We start from the raw sequence: 14290 nt of genomic DNA, 5'->3' as shown, positions 1-14290 counted from the left end.
CCTGCGCTCCGCCAGAGCATATCCCCCGACGGAGTGTTCCGTTCACCCCATAATTTGAAGAAAAGAGGCCAGCCCGTGGCTTCACCATCGTCTTGTCACTGCTCTACCCACGGCGTCGCCGCCCCCGAGGGAACCCCTGTGGTGGCCCTCGTCGGATCCCCCAACGCCGGCAAGTCCACCCTGCTCAACGCCCTCACCGGCACCAAAGCCCGCACCGGTAACTGGCCGGGCACCACGGTAGAAACCTCGCGTGTGCTGTGGAAGCACAATGGACATACCTTCGATCTCATCGATTTCCCCGGCGCCTATTCCTTGGATCCCGTCAGCCCCGATGAGCAACTCACCGCCGATGTGCTCATCGACGGCCCCGATGAGGAGAAGCCCGACTGCGTGATCGCCGTGGTGGATGCCTCCAACTTGGCCCGCAGTTTGTACATGATCTCCCAGCTGGCCGAGCAGCCCCTGCGGGTTGTGGTGGCCCTGAGTAAAAACGATATGGCTGCCGCCAAGGGCGTGCCGGTGGATGCCCGCGCCCTGTCCGCGGCACTGGGCATGCCGGTGATCGACGTGGATCCACGGCGCATGAAGAATGTTGAGGCCCTGCCGCAGGCGGTGGAATTGGAGCTCAACACGCCGAAGACACAGCGTCGACAAGCGCCCGCGGATGAGTTCGACGCCGCCGATGAACGCTTCGCCTATATCGACGCGGCCGTCCAGGCTGCGGTGAATAACGAGGGCGAGCACGGCCCCAGCATGTCGGAGAAGATCGATGCCGTGGCGCTGAACCGCTGGGCGGGGCTGCTCGTGTTCCTCGGAGTGATGTGGCTGGTCTTCCAGATCACCACCACCGTGGCAGTGCCGCTGCAAGACGCCCTCGATAACCTCTTCAGCGGCCCGGTGAGCGATGGCGCTCGATCCCTGCTCGGCGCGGTGGGACTCGGCGGGGGAGTGATCGAGGCCCTGCTGGTCGATGGCATCATTGCCGGTGTGGGCATGGTGCTCACCTTCGCCCCGCTGATGGCGTTGATGTTTATCTGCTTGGCCGTGTTGGAAGACTCCGGTTATATGGCCCGTGCGGCCGTGGTGACCGATCGCGTCATGCGCACCATCGGCCTGCCCGGCACCGCCTTCATCCCACTGATTGTGGGCTATGGCTGCAATGTTCCGGCGATCTCGGCCACGCGCGTGCTACCCAACCCGCGCCAGCGGCTGCTCACCGCACTGCTGATTCCTTTCACCTCCTGCTCGGCGCGGCTGACGGTGTATGTGATGCTCGCGGCGACCTTCTTCCCGCAGCACGCAGGCACCACGGTATTTGCCATGTACCTCATCTCGATCGTGCTGATTGTGTGCACCGGTTTATTGATGCGCGGCACCCTGTGGCGCAATATGCCCTCGGATCCGCTCGTGATCGACCTGCCCGACTACCAGGTGCCCCGGCTGCGGCTGACCCTGGCCTCGGCCTGGGTACGCTTGCGCGGCTTCTTGCACACCGCCGGCACGATTATCGTTGCCACCGTCACCGTGGTGTTCCTGCTGCAATCCATCCCCGTCACCGACGAGTATTCCTTCGCCGATGAGAACCTCAGCCCCCGCGAAAGCGTCTACGGCCAGGTCTCTGAGACGATCGCGCCGATATTCGAGCCGGCCGGTTTCGGTTCCTGGTCCATCACCGGCACCCTGATTACCGGATTCGTGGCCAAGGAGGCCGTGATCGCCTCCTGGGCGCAAACCTATGCGCTCGACGATGTCACCGATGACACCCCCACAGAACAGGCATCCTCGCCGCTGGCGAAGGCCGTCCGCGGTGACTTCGAGAAGACCTCCGGCGGCCATACTCTCGCCGCAGTCTGGGCATTTATGATCTTCATCCTCGCCTATACCCCGTGTGTGGCCACGCTGGCCGCACAGCGCAGAGAAATCGGCCTGAAGTGGACCGTGGTGGGCATCTGCTTCCAGCTGCTGACCGCGTGGGTATTAGCCGTCGCCGTCTTCCAGGTGCTCAGGCTCATCCTCTAAACCCACTGCCCAGCTAGGCCCTATCCATCATTGCCGCGCCTGCACGATGCGTATAAACGCGCATCGTGTGGCCAGCACCATTCGCTGCAAGGCGAGCGGCGTGGCACCATCTCGGCCCCGCGATACTTCGCCCGGCCAGTCCTTCTTCTCCTATCTCAAGGCAGTGACATTGTCATGACCGCACCATCGTCGACGACCCCCTCCGAAGCCAGCACTGATTCCACCGCACCGGTACGCCCGCTCAGCGCCATCCGCAGTGCCATCCTGCACGGCAGCAGCACCATCGGCAGTATTTCCGCTGCCACCGGCTTGAGCCCCTCCGTTATTCGCGCCGGCCTCGAACAGCTCGAAAGAATGAACCTGCTTACCCGGAAACTCCAAGTATCGGCGTGTTCCACCTCCCGCTCCTGTGCGAGCTGCACCGCCCATGGCTCCTGCGAGGTCCCCACCCAAGGTGAGAGCAAGGGAGGAATCGTCACCCTCAGCCTCAGCCCGCTGCCACCGCGTGACTAAGACGTCGATAAGCGGCGGCAGGGAAGGGCGCAGTGCCCACCGTGGGCAGACAAGGGCGCCCGTGAGAAGGAATGTCGCAGGTGAGACGCGCACTACTGTAGTATCGCGGATACGATGACAGATTCTCATGATGAACTTATGACTGAGGCATTCCGCGATCACCGGCCCACCGTGGTGCCGGAGGAACGCGACGCCGGTCGAGACCACACCGGACTCATTTCTGCCAAACCCGCCGAGGCCCCCACCACCGAGGCCCCCACCACCGGTGAGCTTGAGCTCGAGGAGCGCGGCCGCTTCCGCCACATCACCCGCGACACCCAGATCCGCCGCACCGAGCGCGATGACGGCTATGACGTGGAGTACCGCAAGCTCCGCCTCGAGCGCGTCATCCTCGTCGGCGTATGGACCGAGGGCACCAGCGCCGAAATCGAGGCCACCCTCGCCGAGCTGCAAGCCCTAGCCGAAACCGCCGGCTCGGAGGTCGTCGAGGTGCTCTACCAAAAGCGAGATAAACCGGACCCAGGAACCTATATCGGCGCCGGCAAGGTTACCGAGCTGCGCCACCTCGTGGAGGCCACCGACGCCGACACCGTGGTCTGCGATGGCGAACTCAGCCCGGGCCAGATGATCGCCCTCGAGAAGGCCCTGGACGTGAAGGTCGTCGACCGCACCATGCTCATTCTCGATATCTTCGCCCAACACGCGAAGTCCAATGAGGGTAAGGCGCAGGTGGCGCTCGCCCAGATGGAATACCTCATCACCCGCGTCCGCGGTTGGGGTGGGGCGCTGTCCCGCCAGGCCGGCGGTCGCGCCGGGTCGAATGGTGGCGTTGGCCTGCGCGGCCCAGGTGAGACCAAGATTGAGGCGGACCGTCGCCGCCTGCGCTCGGATATGGCCAAGCTGCGCAAGGAGATCGCGGGGATGAAGACCTCCCGCGATATCAAGCGCGCCCGCCGCCAGCGCTCGACCACCCCGCAAATCGCCATCGCCGGCTATACCAATGCCGGCAAGTCCTCGCTGATCAATGCCCTCACCGGCGCCGGTGTGCTGGTGGAGGATGCGCTATTCGCCACTCTGGACCCCACCACCCGGCGCGCCGAGCTCGCCGATGGTCGCAGCGTGATCTTCACCGACACGGTCGGTTTCGTTCGGCATCTGCCCACCCACTTGGTGGAGGCGTTTCGCTCCACACTGGAGGAGATCCTCGAGGCCGATCTGCTGCTGCACGTGGTTGATGGCTCTGATCCCTTCCCGCTGAAGCAGATCGAGGCCGTGAATGAGGTGATCACCGATATCGTGCGTGAGCAAGACACCCAGGCCCCGCCGGAGATCATTGTGGTGAACAAGATCGACCAGGCAGATCCGCTGGTGCTCGCCGAGGCGAAGGCCATGCTGGATGATTGCGTGTTCGTCTCCGCCCACACGGGCGAGGGAATCCCGGAGCTGCAGGCCCGCATCGAGCTATTCCTCAATAGCCTCGACGCGCATGTGGAGATGCTCATTCCCTTCACCGATGGTGATGTGGTGGCGCGGCTGCACGATCAGGCCACCGTCTTGGGCGAGGAGTATGGCGAGGAGGGGACCACCATGGATGTGCGTCTGCCCCGCCAGCTGGCCGCGGAGCTCGCCCGCTACGTGGTGCACACGCACTAGGGCACAAGCGCTTATCGACGCCACCTCGCCGGATCAGCCAGCGCCACCGCCGAGGATGGGCCCTTAAGGGCAGCGTCTAGGCCGAGGCGCTCTCTGCTGCGCAGGCTGGGCGTTATAGAGTGGGGGTTTGTGAACAATCCCGCGAAATCTCAAGACACCTCGTCCCGCTCGAGCGAGAGTGCCGGCCGCGGCGGAACGGGGCCGCTGGGCCTCGGCTGGTCGGTGCATGGCGATGGCAAAAGGATCCTGCCCGGTGCTGTGGTGGCCCCCGAGGAGCGACTGAGCTGGTCGCGCACCATCGGTATTGGCATGCAGCATGTGATCGCCATGTTCGGCGCGACCCTGCTGGTGCCCACCCTCACCGGCTTCCCCGTGAACACCACGTTGTTGTTCTCAGGGTTGGGCACGATGCTCTTCTTGCTCGTCACCCGCAACCGGCTGCCCTCCTATTTGGGCAGCTCTTTTGCCTTCATCGCGCCGCTGAGCGCCACCCAAGGCTCGGGTATCGGCACCCAAATCGGTGGCGTGCTCGTTGCCGGCCTCACCCTGGTTGTGGTGGGTGTGATCGTGAAAGCCGCAGGCAAGCAGGTGATTGACGCGGTGATGCCGCCGGCGGTGACCGGCGCCATTGTGGCACTGATCGGGCTAAATCTCGCCCCCACGGCGGCCGGAAACTTCCAAACCCAGCCGCTTGTGGCCACTGTGACGCTGCTGGTGATTCTCGGTGCCACGGTGGCCGGGCGCGGCATGGTCTCCCGTTTGGGCATCCTCATTGGTGTGCTGGTGGGCTGGATCTTCGCCGCGCTGACCGGCAACCTGCCCGAGGGCGCCGTGGACACTATCGACGCCGCCCCATGGGTGGGGCTGCCTACCTTCCACAGCCCGCACTTCGAGCTCAGCGCGATTCTGGTGACCCTGCCGGTGGTGATTGTGCTTATTGCGGAGAATGTGGGCCACGTCAAAGCCGTGTCCGAAATGACGGGCCGCGATATGGATGATCTGGCAGGCGATGCGCTCATGGCCGATGGTATGGCCACCATGCTCGCGGGTGGTTTTGGTGGCTCCGGCACCACCACCTATGCGGAGAATATCGGCGTTATGGCCGCCACCAAGGTCTATTCCACCGCCGCCTATTGGGTCGCTGCCTTCACCGCAGTGGCGCTGGCCTTTATCCCGAAGTTCGGGGCGCTAATTTTCACCATTCCTGTCGGCGTCTTGGGTGGCGCCACCTTGGTGCTCTATGGCTTGATCGGCATGCTGGGAGTGCGGATCTGGCAGGACAATCGCGTCAATTTCAATAACCCCGTCAATCTCATGGCCGCAGCCGTGGCGCTGGTCGCCGGCATCGGCAATCTCACCTTGTCTATTGGCTCGATCTCGCTGGAAGGTATCGCCTGGGGCTCTGCCGGGATCATCGTGTTCTATCCCGTGATGATGAAGCTCTACCGCAGCCTCGGTGAGGGACGCTACGCCCCGGCGGAGCGCCGCTCATAGTCCGCATAGCTGCGCCAAAGACAACTGCCGCCCACCATGTGGTGGGCGGCAGTAAATGTATCTGCGTGAGCGAAGAATTACTCGGCGTCGAGATCCTTCTCGATCAGAGCAGCGATCTTCTCCACAGCCTCGGCGTTGTCGGAGGTGACAACAACCTCATCGCCCTTCTCGGCGCCGAGGGCCATGATCATCAGGGAGGAGGCGGCGTCGGTGTCCTCGTCGTCGTCACCAACGAGGTTGAGGAAGATGTCCTCATCGAATTCACCGGCAGCCTCGGCGATGATGGTGGCGGGGCGGGCGTGGAGGCCGACAGCGGAGCCGACAGTCACGGTCTTAGAAGCCATAATGGATAATGTCCTTTCTATAAAAGGGTGTCTACGCTAGCCCCACTTTGAAGCAGGGGGCCTTAATAGTTCTCACCCAAGGATAGTCACATCCGTGGATAAAAGCAGCTTGCGTAACACCCGAGGTGGGATGTTTCAGTAGAGATGCCGCAGCTTAAACCTGCGCTGTGGCATTTCTCTCGTGACCAGAGCCCGCGCCGGTGGTGCCGTGCGGCGCCGAGCGGGATCTGATCAGAGTCTTGGTAGCGATCACGCACACGGTGCTTACTGTTACTCCGGCGAGCAGAGAGACGAGAAAGCCGGTCATTGGCGTGATGGCGAAAAGTACGAAGATGCCGCCATGTGGGGCGTGGGAGGCCACGCCGAGGCCCATGGATAGCGCCCCGGTGACCGCACCGCCGGCCATCATCGAGGGGATTACGCGCAGCGGATCGGCGGCGGCGAAGGGGATCGCGCCTTCGGAGATGAAGCTCAACCCCAGCACCCACGCCGACTTGCCGTTGTCTACCTCGGCCGTGCTAAACGCGGAGGCGCGCAGCCACGTGGCCAGCGAGAGCGCAAGCGGTGGGACCATGCCTGCCGCCATCACCGCGGCCATGATGTGCAGCGAGGCCTGATCGCCGGTGGAGAGCCCAGCGGTGGCGAAAAGATAGGCCGCTTTGTTCACTGGGCCACCCAGATCGACGCACATCATCACCCCGAGCACGATGCCGAGCAGCACTGCGGAGGATTCGGACATGCCTGCCAAGCCCTGGCGAAGCCCCGTCATGACCGCTTCGAGGGGACGTGCTAGCAGCAGGAACATCACCAGCCCGACACTGAGGGTGCTCAGCAGTGGAATGATCACCACCGGCATGAGCGAGCGCAGCACCTGCGGTACTCGCCAGCTGGCGATCCATGCGCTCACCGCGCCGGCAATCAGCCCAGTGATTAGCCCGCCGATGAATCCGGCGCCCACCGCCACCGAGATCGCGCCGCCCACAAAACCAGGGGCAATACCGGGGCGATCGGCGAGCGCATAGGCGATATAGCCGGAGAGCGCGGCGACGATGAAGCTCATCGCGGCCTGCCCTGTGGCGATAAGCACGGCGCCGATGTAGACCGCGAGCGCGGGCCGGTCGAAGGAGACGGCAGCGCCAGTCTGACTCATGAACTCCGCCGGAGGCAGAGTGCTGAGTGAGTATTGGGCGAGGATGCTTTGCCAGTAGCTGGAGGTCTCCACCCCGCCCACCAGATAGCCGAGGGCCAGCAGCAGACCGCCGGCGGCGACGAAGGGGATCATATAGGACACCCCGGTCATCACTGCCTGCTGCATGCGCATGGGCCAGCCGACCTGCCCGGCACGGCGTGCGGCGGGGACGGCGGCGCTAGTGGCCTCCGCGACGGTGGGTGCCGCGGGGTTATCCGCCGCAGCAAGCGCCTCATCCAGCAGCGTCGCCGGCTCGTTGATTGCTCGCTTCACCCCAGACTCGACCACGGGTGTGGCGGCGAAGCGCTGGCGGTCGTGTATGCCTACATCGCTGGCAAAGATCACGGCATCGGCTGCGGCGATCACTGCCGGATCGAGTGGCTCGAGCGAAGAGGAGCCTTGGGCCTCTACCTGCAGGTCCACATCCGCGCGCTCTGCGGCGGCGGCTTTGAGAGCATCGGCGGCCATATAGGTATGCGCGATTCCGGTGGGGCAGGCGGTGACCGCCACAATGCGGCGGATCCGCGGCTGCGGGGAAGAGGTGGTGCTGCGCGCCCGGCGCCTGGTGGTGGCGAGCGCAGCAGTGACCGCATGCACCACGTCCTCGCGGGAGCTGGCGTCGCGAAGCGCGGTGCGGAAATCCTGCTGCACCAACGCCCGCGCTAATCGCGAGAGGATACGCATGTGTTCGGCGTTGCCGTCCTCCGGTGCGGCGATGAGGAAAATGAGATCGGCGTCGCCATCGGGGCCGGAAAAATCCACGGGACGGCTCAGCCGCGCGAAGGCCACGGTGGGCTCAGTGACGGCGGAGCTGCGGCAGTGGGGGATAGCGACGCGGCCAGCGACACCCGTGCCGGCAGAGCTCTCGCGGGCGAGCGCAGCGTCGGCCAGCGCCGCGGCGGAACTCGCCCGACCGGCGTCGGCAATGCGCGTGGCCAATGCGGAAATGACATCCGCGGGCCGCGCCCCTAAGTCAACGTCCACAGAGACCACGGACTCGGTGATGATGGAGTCTGTCATGAAGCGGTGTGTCCTCGCTCTACGGTGCGCTTTATAGCTTGTCGACGTCCACCCGGATGGCTGCGGCCTCCGCGGCGCTCGGAATCATCGTGCCCGGCTTGAGAGTCGCTGCGGTGCCATAGGACACCGCCAACTTCAGGGCATGGCAGGGGCTATCGCCGCGGGTACGGGCCATGGCATAGCCGGCAAGGGTGCAGTCGCCGGCCCCGACCGTGGAGACAGGGGTGATCGCCTCGCTCCGGGCCACCCAGGAGCCTTCTGCGGTGGTCAGTACCGCCCCGGCCGCGCCGAGAGTGGTGATGCAGGTGCCCAGACCCCGGGCGATGAGATGGCTGGCGGCCTCGGCCACCGGTGCGTACTCGCCCGCCTGGGCGCTGGCCTCAAGCTGGGCGCCAGAGACACCCACAATCTGACCCAGCTCCATACCATTGGGCTTCAACACATCAAGTTGGAGCGATTCCAGCTGCGGTGCGAGGGCACGCAGCGGGTCATCGGAGGTGTCAATGGCGAGCGGAAGCTGCGGGACGGCGTCGTGAAGCGTGCGGGCCACGGTGCAATAGAAATCCACGTCCACACCGCGGGGCAGGGAACCGGCCAGCACCATGTAATCGGCGTTGGCCGCATGCTCGACGAGCGTAGACAAGGCGGCATCCACATCGAGCGGGCTGAGCACGGGGCCGGGGCCGTTGAGCTTGGTGGTCTCCCCGGCACTATCGGTGATGGTGATATTCGTGCGCACCGTGCCCGAGGAGGGAGTGGCCTCGAAGGGAATGGGGGTTTCCTGCATGACCATAAGAAAAGGATCGGTGGCGCGGGCAGGTAAGACGGCGAGGGTATCCTCGCCGGCGAGGGCGCAGGCATGGGCCACATTGATTCCCTTGCCGCCAGCGAAATCGATAGTTTCGCTCAAACGCTGCACAGAGCCGGGGCTGAGCGGCTCCTCGAGCGACAGCGTGCGATCCAGGCTCGGGTTGGGGGTGAATGTGACGATCACGGGTGCACGACCTCTATTCCGTGGGCTTCTAAGGTGTCTCTGTAGTGGCTGTCGACGTTTTCATCGGTAACCACATAGTCCACATCGTTCATATCGGCGAAGGTAACCATGTAGTCCTGCCCGAATTTCGACGAGTCACACAGCGCAATCACTGTGGAAGCATTCTGCACCATCATTCTTTTGATCGCTGCCTCAGAGGGATCGGGGGTAGACAACCCATGAGCCTCGCTGAGTCCGTTCGTGCCCATAATGGCGATATCAGCGCGCAAGGCGGAGATGGTATCCACAGCCTGCTCCCCAATGACCGAGCGGGTGAAGGCGCGCATCGTGCCGCCCACCAGATTCACCCCGGGCACCCCAGCGGCGGCCAAAGTGATGCCGATGGACAGGGAATTAGTCACAATCGTCCACGACTGCTCGCTATAACGCTCAGCCATCACGCTGGCGAGGGTATTTGTCGAGGTCCCGGCGTCCATGAAAATGGCCGCGGGGCCGTCCGGGATGAGAGTGGCCGCGAGCTCACCGATGGTGCGCTTTTCGCGGGAACGCTCGAGCTCCGCAGCCGCATAGGAACGCCGCGACTGCTGCCCAGACTGATGCACCACGGCGCCGCCATGGACCCGCTGCAATAATCCAGCATTCTCCAGTTGTTTGAGATCCCGACGAATCGTTTCTGGGGTGACATTAAAACGGGTCGCCAGCTCGGCCACCGAGGAGTGGCCCTGCGTGTTCGTCAGCGAGGAAATCTCTCCTCTGCGCTGATGGACAGAAAGCATATGTGTCAGCCCTTAGTGATCGTGTGGTCAGGGGCGAGGACGCACAGTCGGAACGCGATAGCAGTGTCGGTGTGGGAAACACCACATCTGCCGCCGTGTCCTCGTGGACGGTGCAGTCCGGCGGGGCCACAATGCACAGGTGACGGGCCCTACACCCCTTCTCGGGAGGGGACGTCCTGAGAATGTTGTTCAATGTATCTGTTTACGCCCATTTATGTGGGTTTGTCAAAAGTGTGATGTTGGATTCTGTTCCATTTTTTGCCGCTCGGACATCGTGGGCGTGCTATATTGGGTCCCTAGGCTCCGAACACAATGCTCCCGTCATAGTGACCGGCATCAATCGGCGCGACAGACTATCAACCTATCGCCGTCTCGCGGTGCGGTGTGAGCAGCATAACACTGCACGTGGCATCCCTTACCTAGGATGGACAGCGCAGATAGTAACCAAACCGTCACACGACGCCCATATAAGAAAGGTGTCCCCGCCTCATGACTGATACCTCCCAGGCCACCACATACAAGGGAACCGGCGTTGTGCCGGGCGTATGCTACGCCGAGGCCGTGTGGATTCGTCCACGCCCCGCTCTGCCCACCTCGGGTCCCGTTATCGAAGAGGACCAGCGCGACGCCGAGTTCGAGCGCTTCCAGACTGCTGCCGCCACCGTGGCGGAACGTCTCGAGAACCGTTCGGCCGATGCGGTCGATCACGCCAAGGAAATTCTGAAAGCCACCGCCGGCATGGTGCGGGATAAGGGTTGGCAGAAGACCGTGCGCAAGGCCATCCGTGGCGGCCACCCGGCCGAGTACGCCGTGGTGACTGCCACCAATAAGTTCATCACCATGTTCGAGACCGCCGGTGGCGTGATGGCCGAGCGCGTGACCGACCTTCGTGATATCCGCGACCGCGTGATCGCCGAGTTGCGCGGCGAGGAAGAGCCCGGCCTGCCGGCCGTGAACAAGGAAGTCGTGCTTTTTGCCGATGACCTCTCCCCGGCGGATACTGCGGCTCTTGACACCACCTACTTCACCGCCCTGGTTACCGAGCTGGGCGGTCCCACCAGCCACACCGCTATTTTGGCCCGCCAGCTGGGCGTGCCCTGTATCGTCGCCGCGGGCACGGGCATCCATGAGATCGAATCCGGCACTGAGGTGCTCGTCGATGGCGCCATGGGCACCGTGTCCACCCACGCCGATCCGGAGTTTGCCGCCGCCGAGGTACGCAAGTCCCGGGAGATGGCCGAGCGCGTCGCCCGCTGGCGTGGCCCCGCCCAGACTATGGATGGCCACCGCGTGCAGCTCTTGGCCAATGTCCAAGATGGCAACGCCGCCCGCGTCGCCGCCCAAACCCCGGCCGAGGGCATTGGCCTCTTCCGCACCGAGATGTGCTTCTTGTCCGCCACCTCCGAGCCCTCCGTTGAGGAGCAGGCAGAGGTGTATAAGAAGGTGCTGTCGGTGTTCCCCTCCAACAAGGTTGTGGTGCGCTCCCTCGACGCCGGCTCGGATAAGCCGGTGGCCTTCGCCAATATGGCAGAGGAAGAAAACCCCGCGCTTGGTGTGCGTGGTCTCCGCATCGCCCGCGCAAATGAGGACCTGCTCACGCGCCAGCTCGACGCCATCGCCCTGGCCAGCGAGAGCTTGGGCCGCGATGAAGCCGCTCCCACTTGGGTGATGGCACCGATGGTGGCCACCGCCCGCGAGGCCAAGTGGTTCGCCGGCTTGTGCCGCGAGCGCAACCTTATTCCCGGCGCCATGATCGAGGTTCCGGCCGCTGCCTTGATGGCGGATAAGCTCATGCCGCATCTGGACTTCGTCTCCATCGGCACCAATGACCTCACGCAGTACACCATGGCCGCCGATCGCATGTCGCCGCAGCTGGCGTATCTCACCGATCCGTGGCAGCCCGCCGTGCTGCGCCTGATCGAGCGCACCTGCGAGCAGGGTAGGGAAACGAACACGGCCGTGGGCGTGTGCGGCGAGGCCGCTGCCGACCCGGCACTGGCGTGTGTGCTCACCGGCCTTGGCGTTAATTCGCTCTCTGCCGCCGCCACCGCCATTGCCGGCGTTGGCGCCCAGCTGGCGCATGTCACTCTCGAGGAGTGCCAGCACGCCGCTGCCGTGGCACTGGACTCCGCCGGTGCCACCGAGGCCAAGGGCGCAGTGCGCGAACTGCTCGGCCTCTAAGCCTTCGCGGCCTTGACGCACCGCGCCGGCGACTACCTGATATCTCTCGTAGTCGCCGGCGCGGTGTTGGTGTGTATGGGGTATCTCGAGCGTAGGGGCGCAGCCCTAGAGCGGGATGATCTCCACCTGGTCGCAGCGGGCGCCGTCCTTGGTGGGCATGAACGAGTGCAGACTATCGCCCTCGGCGGCGCCGAAGGCCACAGCGAGCCGTAGCTGCTCGGCGCAGGGCGCATCCTCGCACACCCCGAGCTGGAAACCGGCGACGAGGCTATCGCGCCACGGGATAGACATATATCCCGGCGTGCCGGTGTAGCGCCCGAGCGCGCTCATAGATTCCGTGAGCAGCAGGCTGTGGCGGCGGTCAATACCAATGAGGAGGGTGTGGATGCCGGCGTCGAGCAATGGTTGGCAGGTGCGAGCCAGCTCTGAAGCGCTGGACTCCGGCTCCGCCAGGATGTGGGAGCGCAGCTCCTCGACGTCGCTGCGCGCCCAGGTGGCGATGTCTTCGAGGTGACACATCACGGAATGCGGGGCAATCGTGCCCACTTGGCGCAGCACGGCCTGCAGTGCCGGCCCCGTCGAGGCGATCGAGACCTTCTTGTTGGGGTGGTAGAGGCACAGGCTACGCAGCACATCCGAATACCAGCCGTGGGTGGCCACAATAGGCAGCGGGCCGGTAAGCAGCACCGATTGGTGATGCTCGGCTGCGGCGACCGTCTTATCCCGCAGCATGGCCAGCTGGTGGCTATCGAGCGGCATCGGCGGATCCCGGAACTCGGTGGTGGTGAGATCCGATTCGATCACGGCAGAGTGCATGGGAATCGGGCCAGGCACCTCGATGTAGTCATGGGCCAGACCCATCTCAGTGATCAGGCGCATATAGTGGCTGATCTGTGGGGCTGGGAAGAGAGCTAGGGCGGACTGGCCTGCCAAATACAGGGCATAGGCAACGTTGGTGCCGGTACCGCCGGCGGTGATGCCCACATCGTTGAAGTGGTTGACCTCGCCGGGAGCAATGGGGGAGGAGATCCGTGCCGCGCGCTGGAGCACGGGGGTGGGGGTGACGCAGAGAATCATTGGGCGCACACCACATGAACGCCGCGTTCGCGCAGATTATCCACGAAGGTCTGCGGTGCGCCCGCATCGGTAATGAGCACATCAATATCAGTGATCGAGGCGAAGCTCACCAAATAATCACTGCCCAGTTTGGTGGAGTCGCAGAGCACAACGACCTTGCGGGCATTGGTGATCATGGCGCGTTTCACCGCGGCCTCCTGGGAGTCCGCCGTGGAGAGGCCGTGATCGAGCGTTAAGGCATTGGTGCCGATGAAGGCTACGTCGGCACGCATCAGCGCGAGGGTGCGTAGTGCGGTATCGCCGACGACTGCCTGGGTAATGGCGCGAACGGAGCCGCCGAGAAGCTGCACCTCATCCAAACCATTGCTGGCCAAGTGCATCGCATGCGCGAGGCAGTTCGTCACGATCGACCAGGCGCGGGCATTGGGGTGCTCGGAAATGAGCTCGCACAGGGCGGAAATAGAGGTACCGGCGTCGAGGAACATGCCGCCCGAGCGATCGGGGAGAAACTCCATGGCGGCACGCGCGATGGCGGATTTGGCGCCGGAGGCAGAGCGGGAACGGGCATCCACGCTGAACTCGGCGGTCTGGAAGCTTTGGCTCGCCACCGCGCCGCCATGTACTCGGTGCACGGTGCCCTCGGAGTCAAGGACGGCGAGATCGCGGCGAATGGTCTCAGCGGTGACACCAAACTTGGTGGCCAACTCCGTGACATTCACGCGGCCTTCGATCGATGTCAGGGAGGCAATTTGTCTCCGGCGTTCTTCGGCGTACATCGGTGTCCACTTCTCCTCAGTTAGAACAAACGCGTCCGCATACAGCCGCGCTCGCGCCAACAGCTGGGGCAGACCATATACAGATAATCACCCACTGTGCGGGGCACCAACGGCGACGCTGTGGCACACAGTCGGGGCATCGGGCGAGGCTGCGTGTGTGAAAATAAAAGTTCGCGGCCTGCACTATGTGGGTTTGTTATCGAATTATGTAGATCCATTTTCGCACGATCGGGCGGGAACCTAGAAAGAATCGG

General features: G+C 64.0%; 11 protein-coding genes. 5 read left to right on the top strand and 6 right to left on the bottom strand.

Annotation, left to right across the window (positions count from 1 at the left end; genetic code table 11):
* Positions 1–138 precede the first annotated feature (138 nt).
* From feoB to KR227_RS01430, 4 genes are all read left to right on the top strand, one after another.
* A complete protein-coding gene (gene feoB / locus KR227_RS01445; protein ID WP_218363663.1) occupies positions 139–2019 on the top strand; it encodes a ferrous iron transport protein B in 1881 nt (626 codons plus the stop codon).
* Positions 2020–2193: 174 nt separating this feature from the next.
* Positions 2194–2532 carry a FeoC-like transcriptional regulator gene (locus KR227_RS01440; RefSeq protein WP_218363407.1) on the top strand — a complete coding sequence of 113 codons (339 nt, stop codon included), beginning with the start codon at positions 2194–2196 and terminating at the stop codon, positions 2530–2532.
* 114 nt (positions 2533–2646) lie between these two features.
* Entirely contained in the window at positions 2647–4185 is a 1539-nt protein-coding gene (gene hflX / locus KR227_RS01435) for a GTPase HflX (protein ID WP_218363406.1), read from the top strand.
* A 204-nt stretch (positions 4186–4389) separates the two neighbouring features.
* Positions 4390–5679, top strand: a complete 1290-nt coding sequence (locus tag KR227_RS01430) for a uracil-xanthine permease family protein (protein ID WP_218363662.1) — start codon at positions 4390–4392, stop codon at positions 5677–5679.
* A 77-nt stretch (positions 5680–5756) separates the two neighbouring features.
* On the opposite strand, the gene KR227_RS01425 is transcribed toward KR227_RS01430, so the two are convergent.
* From KR227_RS01425 to KR227_RS01410, 4 genes are all read right to left on the bottom strand, one after another.
* Complete coding sequence (locus tag KR227_RS01425) at positions 5757–6023, bottom strand: HPr family phosphocarrier protein (protein WP_151528602.1); 267 nt, start codon at positions 6021–6023, stop codon at positions 5757–5759.
* A 154-nt stretch (positions 6024–6177) separates the two neighbouring features.
* The gene (locus KR227_RS01420) at positions 6178–8232 is read right to left on the bottom strand and encodes a fructose-specific PTS transporter subunit EIIC (RefSeq protein ID WP_218363405.1); all 2055 of its coding nucleotides are present in this window, start codon (positions 8230–8232) and stop codon (positions 6178–6180) included.
* A 31-nt stretch (positions 8233–8263) separates the two neighbouring features.
* The gene (locus tag KR227_RS01415) at positions 8264–9226 is read right to left on the bottom strand and encodes a 1-phosphofructokinase family hexose kinase (protein ID WP_218363404.1); all 963 of its coding nucleotides are present in this window, start codon (positions 9224–9226) and stop codon (positions 8264–8266) included.
* Entirely contained in the window at positions 9223–10002 is a 780-nt protein-coding gene (locus KR227_RS01410) for a DeoR/GlpR family DNA-binding transcription regulator (RefSeq protein WP_218363403.1), read from the bottom strand. Before KR227_RS01410 ends, KR227_RS01415 begins: the two co-directional genes overlap by 4 nt.
* Before the next feature lie 489 nt (positions 10003–10491).
* Between KR227_RS01410 and ptsP the strand changes: the two genes are divergently transcribed.
* Positions 10492–12183 (top strand): phosphoenolpyruvate--protein phosphotransferase, encoded by a 1692-nt coding sequence (gene ptsP / locus KR227_RS01405; RefSeq protein ID WP_218363402.1) that lies wholly within the window; start codon positions 10492–10494, stop codon positions 12181–12183.
* A 105-nt stretch (positions 12184–12288) separates the two neighbouring features.
* On the opposite strand, the gene KR227_RS01400 is transcribed toward ptsP, so the two are convergent.
* On the bottom strand, positions 12289–13260 hold the full coding sequence (locus KR227_RS01400; RefSeq protein ID WP_218363401.1) for a 1-phosphofructokinase family hexose kinase: 972 nt from the start codon (positions 13258–13260) through the stop codon (positions 12289–12291).
* Positions 13257–14036: a DeoR/GlpR family DNA-binding transcription regulator gene (locus KR227_RS01395; RefSeq protein WP_218363400.1), complete on the bottom strand. Its 780-nt coding sequence runs from the start codon at positions 14034–14036 to the stop codon at positions 13257–13259. The genes KR227_RS01400 and KR227_RS01395 overlap by 4 nt, the downstream gene beginning before the upstream one ends.
* Positions 14037–14290: the final 254 nt, after the last annotated feature.

The organism is Corynebacterium sp. TAE3-ERU30 (assembly GCF_019209925.1).
Taxonomy (GTDB): Bacteria; Actinomycetota; Actinomycetes; order Mycobacteriales; family Mycobacteriaceae; genus Corynebacterium; species Corynebacterium megadyptis.
Note: the sequence above shows the minus strand (reverse complement) of the source record. Positions and strands in the feature narration are given on the sequence as shown.